Here is an 18879-nt window from a genome sequence, read left to right as displayed (position 1 = left end):
GGACCTCATGTCCTGTGTCAGGCTGTACCCACCAACACGGCATCCCCCACCCGAAGGAGGCCGCCTTCTATCACTTTTCCGAAAATCCCCTCCCGGGGCATGATGCAGTCTCCGGCCCGGTGAAAAATGGCGCAGGGCTTGTGGCAGGTCTTGCCGATCTGGGTGATCTCAAGGACCACGGTATCGCCTATGGCCACCCGGGTGCCCACCGGCACCTTGAGCCAGTCAATGCCCTCGGTGGCCACGTTCTCGGCAAAATCGCCGAATCCCACGGTGAGGCCCTTGGCCACCATGGTCTCAATCCCTTCCCGGGCCAAAAGGCTCACCTGGCGGTGCCAGGGGCCGGCATGGGCGTCCCCTTCGATGCCGTGGTCTTCCACCACGGTCACCTCGGTGACGCAGGTCTTGGGAATGCCTTTTTTCGTGCTGACGGCAAGGGAAACCACCTTGCCTGTCTGGTGCGGTGCGTGTGCCATGGTCTAACCGTCCTTCACGTGTCAAAGAAGGGCTCAACGCCCGATGAGATAAATTCCGTAAGTGGCCCGCAGGTTGGGGCACACCCTCACTCGGGTGCCGGTAACCCGGATGTCCCGGGAGTTGATGGCCGCCTCCCTTCGAATGGAAAAGCCCACCTCGTCTGCGAACCGGCGAAAATCGTTTAAAGAAAGCACCCGGATGTTGGGGGTGTCATGCCATTCGTAGGGCAGCTCCCGGGTTCGGGGGACGTGCCCTGAGGCAAGCATCTGGAGCCGGATGCGCCAGTGGCAGAAGTTGGGAAAGGAGACCACGGCGTGCTTGCCGATGCGCAGCATCTCCCGGATCAACCCCGACGGGTCGTAGGCCTGCTGAAGGGTCTGGCTGCAGATCACGTAATCAAAAAAGTCGTCGGGGTAGTCCCTGACCTCCTCGTTCATGTCCCCCTGGACCACGGTGAGACCCCGCTCGATGCAGCGGGCCACCTGGGCTTCATCGATCTCGATGCCGGTCTCCGACACATTTTTGTGGCGTTTCAGGGCGTAGAGCAGCTCACCGTCCCCGCAGCCCAGCCCCAGGACGCGGGACCCGGGCCTCACCCAGGAAGCGATGATGGACAGGTCAAAGCGCAGGTTTTTCAAACTCTCAGGCATGGGCCCCCTTTCCCAGAAATCCGGTGAGGATGGTGGAGAGGCGATCGCTGGGCAAAAGAAAAGCGTCGTGACCGCAGCTCGCCTTGATCTCGCAGAAACTCACGTCCACCCCGTGGCGCTTGAAAAGACTCACGATGGCCCGGTTCTGGTAGGTGGGATAGAGCCAGTCAGAGGTATAGGACACCACCAGAAAAGGGTGCCCCATCTCGGCCATGCGCTCCAGGGCCCCGCCGTCGCGAAAGCCCTCCTCCACGTCGAAATAGTCGGCGGCTTTGGTGATGTAGAGCAGGGAGTTGGCGTCAAAACGGTCCACAAACTTGGCGCCCTGGTAGTGAAGATAACTCTCCACCTGGAACTCAGCGTCAAAATCAAAGGCGAACTCATCGCTGTTCTGGAGCCGCCGCCCGAACTTTCGATGCATGGCGTCGTCGGACAGATAGGTGATGTGGCCGATCATGCGGGCCACGGACAGTCCCAGGGCCGGCTTCTCCCCTCCGTAGTAATGCCCCTTGTTCCAGTTGGGGTCAGAAACAATGGACTGGCGGGCCACCTCGTTGAAGGCAATGGACAACGCCGAATGACGCATGGTGGTGGCAAGGGCCACCCCGGAGCCCACCCGCTCCGGAAACTGACGGCACCAGGAGAGCACCTGCATGCCCCCCACGGAGCCCCCGATGACCGCATGAAGACGCCCGATGCCAAGATGATCCACCAGCCCCGCCTGAACCCTCACCATGTCCCCGATGGTCACCACCGGGAAATCGGTTCCAAAGGGACGCCCCGTCTCCGGATTAACGGAAGAAGGCCCGGTGGTACCCATGCAGCCCCCCAGCACGTTGGAACAGATGACGAAATAGCGGTCCGTATCAATGGCCCGCCCCGGCCCCACCATGGTCTCCCACCACCCGGGCAGCTCCTCCCCCGGCGCAGATGCCGCGTGGGAATCCCCGGTGAGGGCATGGCAGATCAAAATGGCGTTGCCCTTGTCCTCATCCAGGGTCCCCCAGGTCTCAAAAGCAACCGTCACCTCCGGCAGGGCCTCCCCGCTCTCAAGGGTCATCGGCCCGTCCAGGGTATGCACCTGCAGCCCTGAAAGCCCCTGCTTCACCGCGTGCACCATCGACTTTCCTTCCTCATGTTTCAGTTCAAACAAGCCTCCGGCGGCCCTGCCGGGGGCTAAACTTTTAAAAAGTTTAACAAATAGGTCATAAAAAAACAGTTGCCTGAATGCCGTTATAAATGCGGATGTGATTTGACCCGAGGAACGAGGGGCAAGTCACATCCGCTATCTGCTTTCAAGGTGGCACACCTTGCCGCCGGAGGCTGTTTTTTGGAGCTGAATAGTTACTTTCACAGAAACCTTCGCGAAAGCTCTTCCCCTGAGGAACGAAGGGGGAGGGCTTTCGCAACCTGGGGTCCAGGGGATCATCCCCTGGCCGCCGGAGGCGCTTTTTTCTCGTATTTTTCACCAGAAGAAACCGCTGTTTTGAACCCTATCCCCTGCCCATCTCAATGGCCTGGTCCAGGTCTTCGATAATGTCTTCCACGGCCTCGATGCCCACGGAGAGGCGCAGCATGTCGGGGCGGATCCCCAGGGCTGTTTTCTCGTCGGGCTCGAAGGAGACGTACTGGGTGGACCAGGGGTGGATCATCAGGCTTTTGCAGTCTCCGATGTTGGCCAGGTGATAGATCATGGAGAGGCCATCGATGGTTTTGCGACAGGCAGCTTCGCTTTCAAGGCCAAAGGTGAGCATGGCGCCGAAGCCTTTGCCGCCGAACTGTTTCTGGGCCACCTCCCGGTTGGGGTGGCCGTGGAGACCGGGAAAGTTGACCCAGGCGACTTTGGGGTGGGCCTCTAAAAAGCGGGCCACGGCCAGGGCGTTTTCCAGGTGCCGCTCCATGCGCAGGGCCAGGGTATCGAGCCCCACCATGGTGAGGTAGCTGTTCATGGGGGCCTGGGTGGTGCCGTGGTTGATGTGGTGTTCCCGCCAGATGCGGTCCAGGAGCGCCAGTTTCCCTTTTTTTTCCACAAAGGGGGCAAAATCGGCGAATTTTTCCGTGGCCCAGTCAAAGGAGCCCCCATCCACCACCACCCCGCCCGTGGCGTTGCCGTGGCCGCTGATGTACTTGGTGGTGGAGTGCACCACGGCGTCGGCGCCCAGCTCCAGGGGCCGGACGAGAAAGGGGGTGCCCAGGGTGTTGTCCACCACCAGGGGAAGACCGTGGGCGTGGGCCAGGGCCGCGGTTTGTTCGATATCCGGCACGTCCATGGCCGGGTTGCCGATGCTCTCGATGTAGAGAAAGCGGGTCTTCTCGGTAATGGCGGCTTCCATGGCATCCAGGTCCGTGGGATCGGCCAGGCGGGCGGTGATGCCGTATTTCTTAAAAATGCGGGTAAAGAGCAGCCAGGTGGACATGAACAGGGAACGACCGGCCACAAACTCGTCCCCGGCCCGCAAAAGGGCCATGCAGGTGTTGCTGACGGCGGCCATGCCCGAGGCCATGACAAGGGATCCACGGCCCTGCTCCAGGTCGCTGAGCTTGGCTTCGAGGACGTCGTTGGTGGGGTTGGAGAGGCGGCCGTAGATATGGCCCCCCTGGCCTGAAAAGGCATCGGAGAGGCTCTCGGCCGTGGGGTGCCTGTGGGAGGCGCTTTGATAGACGGGGGGCAGGGTGGCCCCCTCCCAGGCGTGGGTCTCCTGGCCGCTATGGATCACGCGGGTGGCAAACTTCCGTTTCAAGGGGTCGGTCATGGTGTTCTCTCAATCCGAGGAGGGTTGTGTAGTTCAAGACGGGGCAGCGCCGACACTGCTTCATCTTCTCTTCCCAGGAGAGGGGCCCCTGGGTATCGCAGGAGGTTCCCGAGAGAAACCAGCACATGTCCCCTGCCTGGAATTCCCAGGCAGGGCACCTCCTTTTCCGCGCGGGGTCACACCCCTTCACCGCCCAGCAGGGAGAAGCGCTCTGCCCCCTTCTCCGGGCCAGCAGAAAGAGGAGCTGTTTCTCCACATGGGCGGGGACGGATCGCCACCCCTGTTCGTAGCTGTGGACCGCCTTGACCGACAGGCCCAGCAGTGCCGCCATCTCTTTCTGGGTCTTGGCCAACCGGCCGCGTATGGCCGCGAACTCTTTACTGTCCATGGATTCTCCGATAAAATTTGGTATCGAGCAACGTTGCCCCAAGCTACCACAATGTGGTATGTACGTCAATTAAGGCCGGGCAGGTATGAATGCCGCTTGACCCCACCAACTATTGATCACCTTTTATCGGAGCATACCAGTCCCATGAACCCAATATATCCCCAGGAAGCAGACCGCTGCCGTTCGGAAAACGAATCCATCGCACGATTTCGCCGGTTGATGCCCGACATCACCCGAGAGATCATCGACAGCTGCAACGAGCCCGAGTGCTTCAAGCATGTGGGCTACGAGCCCATCCCCTCCCGGCACGACGCCAAGAGGATCATCAAGGTGGGCATGCAGGTCCTCTTCCCCGGCTACTTTGCCGGGAAAAAGATCGACCCGTTGAACCTGACGTACCGCATCGGCCAGCTCACCACCACCTTGTATGACCTGCTCACCGAGCAGGTGGTGCTCTCCTTCAGGCACGACTGCTACCGTTACAACAAGTCCTGCACCTCCTGCGCCAGCGAAGGCCACGAGGCGGTCCTCGAATTCTTCCGGGCCATCCCCGACATCAAGCGCACCCTGGCCGAAGACGTCCGGGCCACCCGTGACGGCGACCCCGCCGCCCACAGCGTGGACGAGATCATCTTCAGTTACCCCGGGGTTTACGCCATCAGCGTCTACCGCATGGCCCACAAGCTCTACGAGCTCGGAGTGCCCATCCTGCCGCGCATCATGACCGAGATCGCCCACAGCGCCACGGGCATCGACATTCACCCCGGGGCCCGCATCGGCAAACGCTTTGCCATCGACCACGGCACCGGCGTGGTTATCGGAGAGACCACCCTCGTGGGTGAAAACGTGCGCATCTACCAGGGCGTCACCTTAGGGGCTCTCTCTCTGCCCCCGGGCGCAGGTGAACACCTCAAGGGGAAAAAGCGCCACCCCACCATCGAGGACAACGCCATCATCTACTCCGGCGCCACGATCCTGGGCGGCAAGACCACCATCGGCAGGAACTGCACCATCGGCGGCAACGTCTGGCTCACCACCTCGGTGCCCGCGGACACCAAGGTCTTCATCGAAACCCCGGAGCTCATCTACATGGACTCCAACGGGTCAAAAACGAGGTGAGCCACCTCGAAAGCTGGTTCGCGAATGTTCCAACCCTCGTACCTCGGGTTGTCACATTCGCTGACGGGCTGTGCCCGTGTCAGGCGGTAGCGGTTAAGTCAGCCTTACCGGCGATATCGGCTTTACTGCCCCCCAATGCTGGACATGGTATCGCTACGCCCGAACCGCCACGATGTTAGCCCGTAACGGTCCAAAGCGTCACGCAAATCAAAGGAGACCTCATGTTTAAATATAACACCGTAGACCAATCCATCGGCAGGACCCCACTGGTCCGCCTCAACCGCATGGCCGAAGGCTTGCCCGTGGAGATCTACGCCAAGCTGGAGTTTTTCAACCCCGGGGGAAGCGTCAAGGACCGCCTGGGCTTTGCCATGATCGAGGCAGGAATCCGGGACGGGCGCATCAACGACGAGACCCTTATCGTGGAGCCCACCAGCGGCAACACCGGCATCGCCCTGGCCATGCTCTGCGCCCGCCGCGGCTTGCGCCTCTGCCTCACCATGCCGGAGACCATGAGCGTTGAGCGGCGCAAGCTCCTCACCCACTTCGGGGCAAAACTGATCCTCACCCCCGGGGACAAGGGCATGAAGGGCTCCATCGATGCGGCCATGGACCTCGTGGAAAAAAGCGGAAACGCCTTTTTGCCCAACCAGTTCGAGAACCCCGCCAACCAGGAGATCCACCGAAAGACAACAGCCCCCGAGATCCTGAACGCCCTGAGCGGCGAGGTGGACATGGTGGTGGCCGGGGTGGGCACGGGCGGCACCATCTCCGGCATCAGCCAGGTGCTGAAGCGGGTCAACCCGGATTTCAAAGCCATTGCCGTGGAACCGGCCGAGTCCCCCATCCTTTCAGGCGGTGCTGCCGCCCCCCACAAAATCCAGGGCATCGGCGCCGGGTTTGTCCCGGGGGCCCTGGACCTGTCCGTGGTGGACGAGGTGGTCACCGTACCCTCGGAAGAGGCCTTTGTCACGGCCCGGCTCCTGGCCAAACAGGAGGGGCTCCTCTGCGGCATCTCATCCGGTGCCGCCGTCCATGCCGCCCTTGCCGTGGCCCGGCGCCCGGAGTCCAAAGGAAAACGCATGGTGGTGATTCTCCCCAGCACCGGGGAACGCTATCTCTCTACTCCCCTTTTTGAACTCACCTGACCGGCTGAGGGGATGCCCGGTCCCAAAAATACCGCGGCATCCCCGCACCACCTCACGCCCCTGTCACCGCCGCAGTAATCTGGCGCCACACCAGGGCCTCCTCCACCAGCTCCCGGAAGGCCCGCTCCTGCCACGGCATCACCACGAAACGATAGATCCCCGCCTGCTCCCGATGGGCAACCAGAGCCTCCAGCCGGTTGAAGGGGCAGAGCATGAGCCGGACAGCCCGGGGCGCAAACTCCCGGCTGAGCCACAGGCACTCGGCCCCGGTCATGTCCCTGAGGGACTCCCCAAGCAGGATCATCTCCACGGGCCCGGCCTCCATCTGGTTGAACACCTCTTCGCCGGAGCCCACCACCGTCAACTGCACCGGGCAGGGAGCAAGGCTTCGCACCAGGGCATGGCAAAGGGAGGCTGAGGCGTCCCCCGCCACCAGGGAAGGGGTGAACCAGGGACGAAACAAGGTGGTCCGCCCCCGGCTCACAGGCACCATTTTCTCTCGGATCATGGCCAGGAAGGTGTCGGTAAGCTCCGGGTCAAAACGACTTCCCCGGCCGCTTCGCATGACGCCCAGGGCGGCCTGTACCGGCATCTGCTTTCGATAGGGGCGATGGGTGGTCAAGGCATCAAACACATCCACCAGGGTGATGATCCGCGAGCAGATATGTATCTCCTCCTCCCGCAGCCCGTCGGGATATCCCTGCCCGTCCCAGCGCTCATGGTGCTGACGGATAAAGAGCGAGGCAGTCTCCAGGGGCCCCACACACCGGGTGATGGCATGGCCCCGCTCGGAGTGCAGGCCCATCAGGCGCATCTGGGCGGGGGTCAGGGGCCCCGGCTTTTGCAGGATATGGTCCGACACCCCGCCCTTGCCGCAATCGTGGAGCAGGCTGCCGAACACCAGGTGGGGAAACACGACGCGGGGCAGCTTAACCCGCCGGGCCAGGGCCAGGGCATAATCCATCACCCGCAGGCTGTGCCCCCGGGTGACAGGGTCCCTGGGCAAAATGGCCCGGGCCAGGTCCAGGGCGGCATCCATCTCCTCCCGATCCAGGGTCCGGCCCGACCGGCAGGCACTTTTTGCCCCATCACCCAACGTGTTAACCCCGTGTTCGTCCACGCCCTCGCCCCTCCGCCCCCATCATGGTTTCTCCCGTTCCCCCATGACCCGGACGATCACCTCTTCGAGCTCTTTTTTCTTGATGGGCTTGGTGATGTACTCATCCATGCCCGCCTCCAGAAACCGTTCCCGGTCCCCGGCCATGGCGTTGGCCGTCACCGCGATAATGGGCACAGGCCCGTGCCCCGGTTCCGGAATCTCCAGGGCCTCCTGCTCCAGCTGCCGAATGGCCAGGGTCGCCTCCAGCCCGTCCATCACCGGCATCTGCCCGTCCATGAGCACCAGGTCAAAGTCTTCACTGCCGAAGGCGTCCACCGCCTCCAGTCCGTTGCTCACCACCTTCACCGTATGCCCCAGCTTCTTTAACATGCTCACGGCCACCCGCTGGTTCATGGGATTGTCTTCGGCCAGCAGCACGTGGATGGCGGGAATCCCGGGCATGGTTTCCACCGACACACCGCGGGCCTTTGTCTCCCGATCCCGAAGATCCGGGCTCTGGTCCCCTGCCTCACCACGATGCAGGACCTGATTCAGCCGCTCATACAGGTCTTTCTTTCGCACCGGCTTGGTCAGGCAGGCGGAAAAACCCAGCTCCGCCATGTGCGCGGCATCGCCTTTCTGGCCGATGGAGGTGGCCATCAAAAGCGGGATCTGGCGGGTGGTCTCCCCGTCTTTGAAACACCGCCCCAAAGACGCCCCGTCCATACCCGGCATCTGCATGTCGATGATGGCCGCATCAAAGGGCGTTCCGTCCTTGCGAGCCTGTTCCGCCATCAGAAGGGCGCTCTCCCCGGACTCCGCCTCGGTGACCCGGCTTCCCCACGATCGGGCATACTCGCGAAATACCCACCGGTTCACGGCGTTGTCGTCCACCACGAGGAGGTGGGCGTTCTCAAGGACGTCGCTGGAGTTGAACCACTCCTCCCGGGCCTCTGCCTGGATGTCGAACTCTGCGGTGAACCAGAAGGTGGTCCCATGGCCCGGACGGCTCTCCACCCCGATGTTGCCGTTCATCAGGCAGGTGAGCTGCCGGGAGATGGAGAGCCCCAGCCCCGTGCCTCCGTACCGCCTGGTGGTGGAAACGTCCCCTTGTGAAAAGGAGTCGAAGATCCTGGAGCGGGCCTCTTCCTCTATGCCGATGCCCGTGTCCGCCACCTCGAAAAAGAGCCTCACGCCCTTGGCCGTCTTCTCCTTCAGGGCCACCCGGATCATGACACTGCCCTTTTCCACAAACTTGACGGCATTTCCGGCCAGGTTGGTCAAGATCTGCCGCAATCGCACCGGGTCCCCGTTGAGGTGCACCGGTACGTTGTCCTGGATCAGGCAGCCAAAGGCGATGCTCTTTTCCCCGGCCTTGATGGCCATGACATCGCTGAGGGGCTCCAGCACATGGCGCAGGTTGAAATCAATGGCCTCGATGTCCAGCTTGCCCGCCTCGATCTTGGAGAGATCAAGGATATCGTTGATGAGAATCAACAGGGCATCGGCACTGGCCTTCACCGATTCGGCGTACTCCTTCTGCTCCGGGGTGAGGCCGGTGTCCAAAAGGATGTCGATCATGCCGATGACCCCGTTCATGGGGGTACGGATTTCGTGGCTCATGTTGGCCAGAAAAGCACTCTTGGCCCGGGTGGCGGCCTCGGCTTCTTCTTTGGCGCGCTTCAGGATCGCTTCGGCATGCTTCTGGGTGCTGATCTCACGGCAAATCCAGACAATGCCGATGGGGTTGTTTTCATGGTCCGCCATAAGGGACGAGCTCATCCAGGTGGGAAACTCCCGGCCGTTGCGGGCCACGTGGTCGATCTCCCCCTCGCAGCTGCCGTAGCGGGTCACCTTTTTCAAAAAATCCCGCAAGGGGCCTTGGGCCTGCTCCCGCGTATGAAACGACTCCAGGTTCACCCCCACCAGCTCCTCGGTTCGGTACCCGTGCATCTTGGCCCAGGAAGGATTCACAAACTCCACCACCCCTTCCAGGTCTGCCACGGCAATGCCGTCCACGGACTGCTCCATGGCCGCCTTGAAGCGCAGCAGGGAGTTCTCGTTGAGCTTGCGCTCGGTGATGTCCTGCACCGTACCGATGAGGGAAACCACCTCCCCGGATCGCCGAAACTCCTTCACCTCCGGCACCTCGGCCCGGATCCAGCGGATATCCCCGTTGCCCCGGACAATACGATATTCCAGTGGCTCTCCCGTGCCGGTCTCGGCCATCCTTCGCCCGGCCCGGACCACCATCTCCGAATCATCCGGGTGCACCATGCGTTGTATGACCTCCTCAAACCGACCCTCAATCCTGCTGCTTTCGCTCTTATCTTCGCCCTTATAGATGGCCACCATCACATCGGAGAGCACCACCTTGTCCTCCATCAGGAACCACTCCCAGCTTCCCACCCCGGCAATACGGTTGGCGCGCTTGAACGAGGTCTCGTTCTCACGGAGCCGCTTTTCCGCAAACCGTTTTTCCTCCAGTTCCCGCACCAGGGTGTCGTTGACCACCTCCAGCTGGAGGGTCCTCCTGTTCACCACCCCCTCCAGGGTCTCCCGGTGTTTGATGAGCACCAGCTCCGCCTGCTGGCGCCTGCGCACCGTGGCCCAGAGGCTGATCACCAGGGTCACCAGCAAGAGCCCCGCCAGGTAACCGACCCGGGTCATCATCAACTGCCCCGGGGGAAAGGGCGGGTACGGATCGCCGGAGAACAGCCCCACCACCGTCCACCGAAAAGCGGGTATGGTCTCGGACACGACGTCATACCGCACCGACCCCACCGACACCTCGGGCTGTCCGGGGTCCCACCCCAGGAGTTTCAGGGGCTTCCCCCCGAACTGCCGCTTCAGGTCCACGCCTGCACTCTTCGCCTCCAAAGGGTGCTCGACAACGTGAAAGAGCCACTCCGGTGTGTTGCTGGCAAACACCACCCCAAAAGAATCCATGAGGACAACGGGGGACGATAGCTCCTGAAACAGGGCATCCACCACCTCTAGGTCCAGCTTGAACACCAGAACACCAACGGGATCCATGCCCCGGTCCCAGACAGGAATGGACATGTAGATCCCCCGCCGATGGGTGGTCACCCCCACGGCCGGGTACACCATGCGCCGCCCGGTCATGGCGTACTTGAAATAGGGCCGGAACCGATAGTTCAGCCCCGTCACCCTCTTCTCCCCGTCGTAGGCAGAACTCGCCACAGTGAGCCCTTCGCTGTTCATCAGATAGATAAGGGCCACGTGCTCGGCATGGGCCAGCATGTCAAGCAGGTGTTCCAGCTCAGTGCTGGGGCTACCGGAGAGCACCTCACGGAGCATGGGCTCGGTGCTCAGGCTCTCGATCACCTCCCAGCGATGGGAAATCATCTCCCCGAGCTCTGCGCGATACCCCCTAAGAATGGCCACACGCTCCTTGTGACGCATTTCTCCCTTCAGAAAGTACACGCCGAACCAGAGCCCCACCGAAAGGACGGCCACCAGAAGGACCCAGAACAAAATGTAACGCCATAACTTCATAGGGCATGAAACTCCGGCGCAGGGGATTTTAGGTAACAGGAGACAGGCTGCACATGGCCCCACCGCGTTCAAAACGCCGTGTGGTGTGCCCTTTTGCAGGCCATGCCGCTCTCAGCGGCGTCACACGGGGAACCGTTTTTCGCGGAGGGCACGCAGCCGTCCGATGGGTGTCGACGGGGAAAGAAAAAAAAGGAAAGGGACCAGGTATCTCAGCTGCCCTTCACATCTCCATGCCCCGGAAGAGACAACAGGAGGAAAGACGTTGTTCGAGGGTAACCATTCACCTCGACGGTGCATCCGGCGGCAAAACGTTTCATCTGCGGACCATCCGAAAGAGATCAGCAAGCCGACGGGTTTAAACATACCGGATGTTCAACCGAAACGTTTTTGCGGAGATTTTTTTTTTACAAAAGCGCCCCGCCGGAGGCAACGGCATGGTTACGCTTGAGCAACAACAATGCGTGTTGAACCAGTATACACGCAGCCGCAAGGCAACGTCAATTTGTTTGGGATGTCCGTCGGTTACCCTACCAGACCACGGGAAGGCGCACCAGGGTGCGGGCTTTGTTCTGGAAAAGAAGGTACCCCTTGTCGCGACCGTAAAGGTAGAGATCGCGGGTCAGGGCCACGTCTTTCTGGCAGTAGGATTCGATGAGGTCCAGGCGGCCCTCCTTCCACCAGGCCAGGGCGGCCAGGCCGTCGGCGCTCTTTTCAGCCCCCAGGGTGTGGCTGGAGAGATGGTCCAGGGAGAGGCGGTACCCGAGGCGCTTGTGTACCTCGTCGAGCATATCCAGGGTGGGGAGCCTGTGAAAGTCGGCACCGCACACCCCCGAGAGCACATCGTAGTCAAACCGGCGGATGTTGAACCCCACCACCAGGTCCATCTTCTTTAAAAGCCGGGCCATCTCCGGGATTTGATCCTCGGTCCAGGCAGTAAAGGCATCGGTCTTGGAATCGTAGAGCACGGCCACGCTCACCCCCATGAACCGGGCGCGTCCCCAGCCGCCCACCTCTTCGGCGGATCGCCTTGTCTCCACGTCCAGCACGGCATAGCGTTTCGGGATCGGGGGCTTGCCGCTTGCGTCCTCGGGTTTGGGTGCGGGGAACCGGGGGACAGGCTCCCCTGAGAGAAGGGCCGGGGCAAGGGGTGTTTTCAGTTTTTCCAAAAGGACCCGGGAGGCCTCCTTGTCGATGGGCCGGTTCCCGGAGCCGCACTTGGGCGAATGGACACACGCCGGACACCCGGTCTCACAGGGGCAGTCCCGGATCACCGACAGGGTCCTGTCGAACAGGGCCTCGGCCTGGCCGAACACCCCGGAGCAGATGCCGATACCCCCGGGAAAGCCGTCGTAGATAAAAACCGCGCCCTTTCCAAGCTGGGGGTGGTGGGGAATGGAGATGCCCCCGATGTCGTTTCGGTCCGCCATGGCAAACAGCGGCAGAATCCCGATGGCTGCATGCTCCACGGCGTGGATGCCTCCCATGAAGTGACGCTGCTCTTTTTCCATCTCCACCCGTACGGCCTCGGGCACCTCCAGCCAGAGCCCCTCGGTCTCGAACACCTGGGGAGGAAGGTCCAGGGGAATCACGGTGAGGAGCCGCTGGCCCTTGACCAGACGTTTTTCGTAACCCGTGATGGTCTCGGTGACTTTCAGCTTGCCCACACCCACCCAGGCATTGCCCAGGGGCTTGCGATGGCTCACCTCAAGGATCTCCGTGGCCTTGTGACTGCGGATGCGGGTAAAATAGTGAACGCGCTGCTTCTGGGCCACGGCCGTGCGCTTGTCCAGGTCCAGCTCCGTCACCACGTAGGAGTCCCCCCGATGGATGTACACCGCCCCGGGATAGGTCTCCCGCACGGCCCGGTGCCCGTCCACGCTGCCGATAAGCTCCCGGCTCTGGGCATCGACGATGTCGAAGGTATCTCCCGTGCCCCGCAGGGCCACGGACCGCTGGGGAAACTTCCGATGAGAAAAGAGAAGGTCACCGTCCGCGCTGGCCAAAAGGGACCCGAAGGCCTCCATACGGGCAAGTTTATCGGCAACGGCCTCCTGGCGACACAAGGGCTCGCCCCGCCGCAGGGGAAGCTCGGCTGCCGCGCAGTCCAGGTGCTTGGCCATGAGCACCTCGTTGGCCGGGTTCACCACCGCCTTTTCCGGATCCATGGAGAAAAAAAGATCCGGGTGGGTCATCATGTACTGGTCCAGGGCATCCTCCTGGGCGATGAGCACCACCAACGAGTCGCGGCCGCTTCGCCCCACGCGCCCGGCCCGCTGCCAGGTTGCCATGATGCTTCCCGGGTAGCCCACGAGGATGCAGAGATCCAGGCCGCCGATGTCGATGCCCAGCTCCAGTGCGCTGGTGGAAACCACCGTCAGGAGCTCCCCTTCGGCCATCTTTCGCTCGATATCCCGACGCTCCTCCGGCAGAAATCCGGACCGATAGGCCGTAATCTTCTCCCCGAAATCCGCCTTTTTGGAGGCCGCCCACATGGCAATGAGCTCGGTCATCTTCCGGGACTGGCAGTAGACGATGGTGCGAAGCTCCCGGTGCATGGCCGAATGGATCAGCTTGATGGCCGCCTGGGAGGCCCCTTCCGGGGTGTTGAGGAGGATAAAATGCTTGGTGGAGGCAGGGGACCCGCTCTGGGTGATGGCCGACACCTCCACATCGGCAAGGCTTGAGGCGTGCTCCGCCGGATTGCCGATGGTGGCCGAAGAAAACACAAAACAGGGGTCTGAACCGTAGTACCGGCAGATGCGCTTGAGGCGCCGGAACACCCAGGCCATGTGGGAGCCCATCACCCCTTTTAAGGTATGGACCTCGTCCACCACCACAAAGCGCAGGCCCCGCAGAAACGTGGCCCAGGAGGCATGGTAGGGAAGGATGGAGAGATGCAGCATCTCCGGGTTGGTCATGAGGACATGGGGCGGACGGGTGCGGATCTTCTTGCGCGCATGGGGCGGGGTGTCACCGTCGTAGATGGCCGCCGTCACCGGATCCGCCGCAAACACGGCAGAGGTAAGACGCTCAAGGCCCCTGAGCTGATCCTGGGCCAGGGCTTTCAGAGGGAAAAGGTAGAGGGCGTGGGTGTCGGGAGTCTCCAGCACCGCCTCCATCACCGGGAGGTTGTAAATAAGGCTCTTGCCGCTGGCCGTGGGCGTGGCCACCACCGTGTGCTCACCCCGCCTGATGGCCTCGATGGCTGCCACCTGATGGCTGTACAGGCGCTCCACCCCCATCCCCTTTACCGCTGCATCAAGGGCACCGGGCAACGGCGGGTTAAGCTCCCCGAGGGAAGCTTCTCGCCCCGGGATGACCTTGTGGGCGGCAATATGGTGCGAGAACACCTCGTGCCCGGTCATGCCCCGGATGTAATCATCCACCGCCATCTACTCCTCCGTCATGGTTGCCATGCGTGATACGCGCTCTAAAAATAAGGTCTTCGACTCCTCGGGCAGCCTCACCGACAGCCCCACTACCGCCGTGAACAACTCGCTGAGCACCTCGCCGCCGTGGGCCTCCACCTCCCGCTTCACCGCCGAAAGGTCTGCGTAGGCCACGGTCAGGGCCACCGGCTCAGAGGTGGCGAAAAAAGTGGTGGGAATCTCCTCCAGACACCGTTTTACCATGCCCCCGTATGCCCGCACCAGCCCACCCGTGCCCAGCTTGGTGCCTCCGTAATACCGGGTCACCACCACAGCGATCTCACCGATGCCGCAATGGACAAGCACCTGATGCATGGGCGGCCCGGCCGTGCCCCGGGGCTCTCCGTCGTCCCCCATGCCCGAGGCCGAAGCCCCCGGTGGCCCGGCCACAAAGGCGTGGCAGTTGTGGGTGGCGTCTCGAAACTCACGCTTCATGGCATCCACAAACCCCTTTGCCTCCTCCGCGGACGAGACCCTCTCGGCCGTTGCGATAAACAGGCTCCCCCCGATCTTCTCTTCCACCCGGTGCCTTCCCACCGGAACCCTGTACCCATCCATACCACCGCCTGTTTCTCATCGTGGGGTTAAAAATGAAACAACAAAATCAAAGGCCACCCGAACCTCCCACCTTTAGCCCTTAGCCCTTAGCCCTTTGCCCTTTGCCCTTAGCCCTTCGCCTTTTGCCTTTTGCCTTAGCGTCAGCTCTCAGCCATCTATATCCCCCCCACTAAAAGGATGCAACCGGCCCCGCTTTTTGTCCTTGGTTTTTCGCCGATTTCGTGGTTTTCTGAACATTGTGATGATGCTTTGATGAGAACACACGAGATGACAGACACCACATATGCCATCATACAAAAGGGTTCCGCGCGACCACCCCATGCAGTGGGGAAAGGTGAGGCCCCTTCGGCCAGCCCCCCTTGAAAAAAGTCTGCTTCCACACCGTTCTGATATCTGATATATCAGAACTGCGACATCATCCATGCAGCCGCCTCACAGGCACACCGGCTTATTTAAACATCAGAACCATGAGGAGATGTGACCCATGCCCAACCATCAGACCATTCGTATCCAGGAAACCGATATCTTTCTTCGCAGGAGCGGCGAAGAAAACAAACAAAGCGTGATCTTCCTTCACGGGATGCGTTTTTCATCCCTTAACTGGGAAGAGCTGGGTACCCTTGATCTGCTCGCAGACAAAGGCTTCGACGCCATCGCCGTGGACCTGCCCGGCTACGGCCAGTCCCCTGCCGCCGACATCGCAAAAGAGCAGGTCCTCCCCCTGATCATCGAGGCCCTGGGCGTCACCGCCCCCATCATCGTGGCCCCCTCCTTCAGCGGCGAGTACGCCCTGCCCGTCATCTCCGAGCACCCCTCGGATTTTGCCGCCGTGGTGGCTCCCGCGCCCCTGGGCATCCCCGAAAACGCCGGCGCCCTCAAGGGCACCTCCCTGCCCTTCCTCATCATCTGGGGCGACAACGACCCCATCGTCCCCGTGGAAAACGCCCACATCCTGGACAGCGTCCTGGCCGACAGCGAAGTGGTGATCCTCCCCGAAGGCGGTCACCCCACCTACCTCAACCAGACCGAAACCTTCCATCGCCACCTGGTAAGGTTCCTGGAAAAATTGTAGGCGTGTAGCCCACTGCCGCATGGACCCGGGATGTGACCATGCCCCCCTAAGACAAAAGCCCTCGGCTGATCTCCATAGATCGGCTGAGGGCTTTTTTGTATCATTCAGGCCAAACAAGCCTCCGGCGGCCCTGCCGGGGGCCAACCTTTTGAAAAGTTTGATAAACAGGTTTTGTTTTTTGAGAATGCGTCCCTACAGGGCATAGCCCCTTCTTTTTTTATTACCGGAAAGTTTCTGCGGAGCTTTTTTCAAAAAGCGACCCGCCGGAGGCAACTGAATTTTTAAATGCGTTGACCCTGCGGGCGTAGCCCGCCAGCACATGTGACGCCCCTGAGGAACGAAGGGAAGGAGCATGTGCGAACTGGGGTCCAGGGAATTCATTCCCTGGCCGCCGGAGGCAAACTGAGCCAGGTACAGGAGACCCGAGGTTATGCGCTTTGACCATCCAGAATCACCCCGATGGCTTCTCCGGCGGCCTTGAGTCCAAAAATGGCGGTCAGGTAAGAAATGCTGCCGAGGACCGGAGCGATGCGCTGGCCGTCGTCGGTGGGTTCTTCGCCGGTGGTGGAGGGATTCTTGCGGGCGGGTTCGGTGGAGTAGACGCAGCGGACGCCGTCAAACACCCCTTTTTTGTGGAGCCGTCGGCGCACGCTCTTGGCCAGGGGGCAGATACGGGTCTCGGAGATGTCGCCGGAGGTGATGAGGTTGGCGTCGAGCTTTCCTGCGGCCCCCATGCTGGCCACGATGGGGATGTTGCGCTCTTTGGCGTTGATGATGAGAAACACTTTTGAAGAGAGGCTGTCGATGGCGTCCACCACCACGTCCATGGGACGGTCCAGAATGGTGTCCGTGGTCTCTTCGTTGATGAAGCAGTCGAAGACCGTCACCTCGCACTCCGGGTTGATGTCCTTGATGCGCGCCTCGGCCACGGCCGATTTTTTCATGCCCACCGTGGAGGAGAGGGCGTAGAGCTGGCGGTTGATGTTGCTCTCGCTCACCACGTCGTAGTCCACGAGGGTCAGCTTCCCCACCCCGGCCCGGGCCAGGGCCTCGGCCGCAAAGGAGCCAACAGCCCCCAGCCCGCAGATGGTTACGTGGGCTTCCCGCAATCTATCCAGCCCATCTCGCCCGAGAAGCTGCTCTGTTCGCGCATGGCGCGTTGGTGTCGTCATATCTGAAATCGTTGCCTTCTATGGTTAAAGTGCATGGAAAAGCCTGCCTCCGGCGGCGAGGTGAGCCACCTCGAAAGCATATAGCCCTTGCGCTTTGCCCCTCGTTCCTCGGGCCAAAGCGCAAGGGCCTTCGGCTCGGGCTTCGCCCGAAACATATGCTGGTGGTTTGTACGAGCGATACGACAAGCCTTGAAGGGCTAAGATTCATTATCGGAACTCGTTAATTATCAGCTTTAACCGGACTACCTCCAAGGAGGAGGGGCAATTTTAAAGTCTGTTTGTCAAGCTTTTCAAAAGCTTGCCCCCCGGCAGGGCCACCGGAGGCTTTTTGGCGCTGATTAGTTACCTCCAAACAACCGCACCGCATTCTCCCAGGTGGTTTGGGCGATCTCGTCAGGGGTGGTTTCGCGTACGGCGGCCAGTGTGTTCACGACGTGTATCACATGGGCGGGCTCATTCAAAGGCCCGGGAACCTCAGCCGGGAGCATGTCCGGGCTGTCGGTTTCAATCAAAAGCCGATGGTCCGGCACGGCAGCCGCGGCTTTTTTGGCTTTGTGGTTGGCCGGGCGGGTGATGGAGCCGGAAAAAGAGAAAAAGGCGCCGAGGCGCAGGCACTCACGGACCATCTCCACGGAGCCGGAGAAGGCATGGATGGCGCCGCCATGGGGCAGGCCCCCTTCCTGTTTTAAAAGCTCCACCAGGCGGCCCCACGCCTTGCGGCAGTGCATGGAGACAGGCCGCCTCAAGGCCTTGGCCAGCCGAAGCTGGGAGAGAAACACCGCCTCCTGCTTGCCCCGGTCCAGGCCGTCCACGGCAAAATCAAGGCCGATCTCCCCCACGGCGGCCGCATCGTTTGTCATGCGCTGCCCTAAAGCATTGACCCAGTCCGGGGAAAGGGTCTCGATGAACCAGGGGTGCACCCCGAACGCAGGAAGGATCTCGGGATGGCGGCCGGCAAGCCCTGCCAGCGCCCCCCAGTCCTCTTCCCGGGTACCGCAAGAAAGGACGCGGGCAACCCCAACGGAGCGGGCCCGGGCCATCATGGCGTCCATATCCCCTGCCACACGGGGATCCTGAAGGTGGGCATGGGTATCAAAGAGTTTCATATTCATGGGGGTATTTTACAGTCGGAAGGGCACCTTTTCAAGCGATGCCTCCCAGGTTCGCACATGCTCCGAACCCTCGTGCCTCGGGTTCGTCACATGTGCTGACGGGCTTTGCCCGTAAAAACCAATGAGAAGGGGGACGTTACGCTTGTTTCAAGCAAAAAAAAATGCCGCTGCGATTCACCCCATGGGCACATCACAACGGCATTTCAATCAATCAAGGAAATTCAGGTATCACAGGCCACGGATCTTGCGTGCGGCCTTTCAGCGTAAGCTGGAACGCTTGCCAGCTCAGGCTGTCGGAAATAAATAATCACACAATGGTTCTCCAGAATACCGCTGGGATTTGACCCGAGGAACGAGGGACAAAGCCCGGCGGTAATTTGCTTT

At 61.3% G+C, this 18879-nt stretch carries 14 protein-coding genes; 3 read left to right on the top strand and 11 right to left on the bottom strand.

The genetic code is table 11. The features are described from left to right. Nucleotides 1–17: 17 nt before the first annotated feature. The 5 genes from MSL71_RS16565 to MSL71_RS16545 form a co-directional block, all read right to left on the bottom strand. Nucleotides 18–476: an MOSC domain-containing protein gene (locus MSL71_RS16565; RefSeq protein ID WP_180142455.1), complete on the bottom strand. Its 459-nt coding sequence runs from the start codon at nucleotides 474–476 to the stop codon at nucleotides 18–20. 33 nt (nucleotides 477–509) lie between these two features. Next, nucleotides 510–1127 (bottom strand): methionine biosynthesis protein MetW, encoded by a 618-nt coding sequence (gene metW / locus MSL71_RS16560; protein ID WP_180142453.1) that lies wholly within the window; start codon nucleotides 1125–1127, stop codon nucleotides 510–512. Beyond that, nucleotides 1120–2247, bottom strand: coding sequence for a homoserine O-acetyltransferase MetX (gene metX / locus MSL71_RS16555; protein WP_180142451.1), 1128 nt, complete (start codon nucleotides 2245–2247; stop codon nucleotides 1120–1122). The genes metW and metX overlap by 8 nt, the downstream gene beginning before the upstream one ends. A gap of 373 nt (nucleotides 2248–2620) precedes the next feature. Beyond that, complete coding sequence (locus MSL71_RS16550; RefSeq protein ID WP_180142449.1) at nucleotides 2621–3880, bottom strand: O-acetylhomoserine aminocarboxypropyltransferase/cysteine synthase family protein; 1260 nt, start codon at nucleotides 3878–3880, stop codon at nucleotides 2621–2623. Further along, nucleotides 3834–4268 (bottom strand): helix-turn-helix domain-containing protein, encoded by a 435-nt coding sequence (locus tag MSL71_RS16545; protein ID WP_246317810.1) that lies wholly within the window; start codon nucleotides 4266–4268, stop codon nucleotides 3834–3836. Before MSL71_RS16545 ends, MSL71_RS16550 begins: the two co-directional genes overlap by 47 nt. Nucleotides 4269–4412: 144 nt before the next feature. Between MSL71_RS16545 and epsC the strand changes: the two genes are divergently transcribed. Both epsC and cysK read left to right on the top strand, forming a co-directional pair. Next, complete coding sequence (gene epsC, locus MSL71_RS16540) at nucleotides 4413–5387, top strand: serine O-acetyltransferase EpsC (protein ID WP_180142447.1); 975 nt, start codon at nucleotides 4413–4415, stop codon at nucleotides 5385–5387. Nucleotides 5388–5608: 221 nt separating this feature from the next. Then, the gene (gene cysK, locus MSL71_RS16535; RefSeq protein ID WP_180142445.1) at nucleotides 5609–6535 is read left to right on the top strand and encodes a cysteine synthase A; all 927 of its coding nucleotides are present in this window, start codon (nucleotides 5609–5611) and stop codon (nucleotides 6533–6535) included. 52 nt (nucleotides 6536–6587) lie between these two features. Here cysK and MSL71_RS16530 read toward each other — a convergent pair whose 3' ends face one another. From MSL71_RS16530 to MSL71_RS16515, 4 genes are all read right to left on the bottom strand, one after another. Beyond that, nucleotides 6588–7655, bottom strand: coding sequence for an HD domain-containing phosphohydrolase (locus tag MSL71_RS16530; protein ID WP_180142443.1), 1068 nt, complete (start codon nucleotides 7653–7655; stop codon nucleotides 6588–6590). A gap of 21 nt (nucleotides 7656–7676) precedes the next feature. Beyond that, entirely contained in the window at nucleotides 7677–11153 is a 3477-nt protein-coding gene (locus tag MSL71_RS16525; RefSeq protein ID WP_180142441.1) for a response regulator, read from the bottom strand. A 527-nt stretch (nucleotides 11154–11680) separates the two neighbouring features. Further along, nucleotides 11681–14545 carry a DEAD/DEAH box helicase gene (locus tag MSL71_RS16520; RefSeq protein ID WP_180142439.1) on the bottom strand — a complete coding sequence of 955 codons (2865 nt, stop codon included), beginning with the start codon at nucleotides 14543–14545 and terminating at the stop codon, nucleotides 11681–11683. After that, nucleotides 14546–15139 carry an IMPACT family protein gene (locus MSL71_RS16515; protein ID WP_180142437.1) on the bottom strand — a complete coding sequence of 198 codons (594 nt, stop codon included), beginning with the start codon at nucleotides 15137–15139 and terminating at the stop codon, nucleotides 14546–14548. A 484-nt stretch (nucleotides 15140–15623) separates the two neighbouring features. Between MSL71_RS16515 and MSL71_RS16510 the strand changes: the two genes are divergently transcribed. Beyond that, the gene (locus MSL71_RS16510; protein WP_180142435.1) at nucleotides 15624–16211 is read left to right on the top strand and encodes an alpha/beta fold hydrolase; all 588 of its coding nucleotides are present in this window, start codon (nucleotides 15624–15626) and stop codon (nucleotides 16209–16211) included. Nucleotides 16212–16639: 428 nt separating this feature from the next. Here the strand turns inward: MSL71_RS16510 and MSL71_RS16505 are convergent, their stop codons facing one another. Both MSL71_RS16505 and MSL71_RS16500 read right to left on the bottom strand, forming a co-directional pair. Continuing rightward, nucleotides 16640–17383, bottom strand: coding sequence for a tRNA threonylcarbamoyladenosine dehydratase (locus MSL71_RS16505; protein WP_180142432.1), 744 nt, complete (start codon nucleotides 17381–17383; stop codon nucleotides 16640–16642). Nucleotides 17384–17721: 338 nt separating this feature from the next. After that, nucleotides 17722–18495, bottom strand: a complete 774-nt coding sequence (locus MSL71_RS16500) for a TatD family hydrolase (RefSeq protein WP_180142430.1) — start codon at nucleotides 18493–18495, stop codon at nucleotides 17722–17724. Nucleotides 18496–18879 lie beyond the last annotated feature (384 nt).

The organism is Desulfoluna butyratoxydans (assembly GCF_900699765.1).
In the GTDB taxonomy this organism is placed as follows: domain Bacteria; phylum Desulfobacterota; class Desulfobacteria; order Desulfobacterales; family Desulfolunaceae; genus Desulfoluna; species Desulfoluna butyratoxydans.
The sequence above is the reverse complement of the archived record's forward strand: the minus strand, read 5'-3'. Positions and strand labels throughout refer to the sequence as shown.

Excerpts from the sequence above, each read along its gene's own strand:
- MSL71_RS16565 (WP_180142455.1), bottom strand. The coding sequence starts at position 476 with ATGGCACACGCACCGCACCAGACAGGCAAGGTGGTTTCCCTTGCCGTC.
- metW (WP_180142453.1), bottom strand. The coding sequence starts at position 1,127 with ATGCCTGAGAGTTTGAAAAACCTGCGCTTTGACCTGTCCATCATCGCT.
- metX (WP_180142451.1), bottom strand. The coding sequence starts at position 2,247 with ATGGTGCACGCGGTGAAGCAGGGGCTTTCAGGGCTGCAGGTGCATACC.
- MSL71_RS16550 (WP_180142449.1), bottom strand. The coding sequence starts at position 3,880 with ATGACCGACCCCTTGAAACGGAAGTTTGCCACCCGCGTGATCCATAGC.
- MSL71_RS16545 (WP_246317810.1), bottom strand. The coding sequence starts at position 4,268 with ATGGACAGTAAAGAGTTCGCGGCCATACGCGGCCGGTTGGCCAAGACC.
- epsC (WP_180142447.1), top strand. The coding sequence starts at position 4,413 with ATGAACCCAATATATCCCCAGGAAGCAGACCGCTGCCGTTCGGAAAAC.
- cysK (WP_180142445.1), top strand. The coding sequence starts at position 5,609 with ATGTTTAAATATAACACCGTAGACCAATCCATCGGCAGGACCCCACTG.
- MSL71_RS16525 (WP_180142441.1), bottom strand. The coding sequence starts at position 11,153 with ATGAAGTTATGGCGTTACATTTTGTTCTGGGTCCTTCTGGTGGCCGTC.
- MSL71_RS16520 (WP_180142439.1), bottom strand. The coding sequence starts at position 14,545 with ATGGCGGTGGATGATTACATCCGGGGCATGACCGGGCACGAGGTGTTC.
- MSL71_RS16515 (WP_180142437.1), bottom strand. The coding sequence starts at position 15,139 with ATGGATGGGTACAGGGTTCCGGTGGGAAGGCACCGGGTGGAAGAGAAG.
- MSL71_RS16510 (WP_180142435.1), top strand. The coding sequence starts at position 15,624 with ATGCCCAACCATCAGACCATTCGTATCCAGGAAACCGATATCTTTCTT.
- MSL71_RS16505 (WP_180142432.1), bottom strand. The coding sequence starts at position 17,383 with ATGACGACACCAACGCGCCATGCGCGAACAGAGCAGCTTCTCGGGCGA.
- MSL71_RS16500 (WP_180142430.1), bottom strand. The coding sequence starts at position 18,495 with ATGAATATGAAACTCTTTGATACCCATGCCCACCTTCAGGATCCCCGT.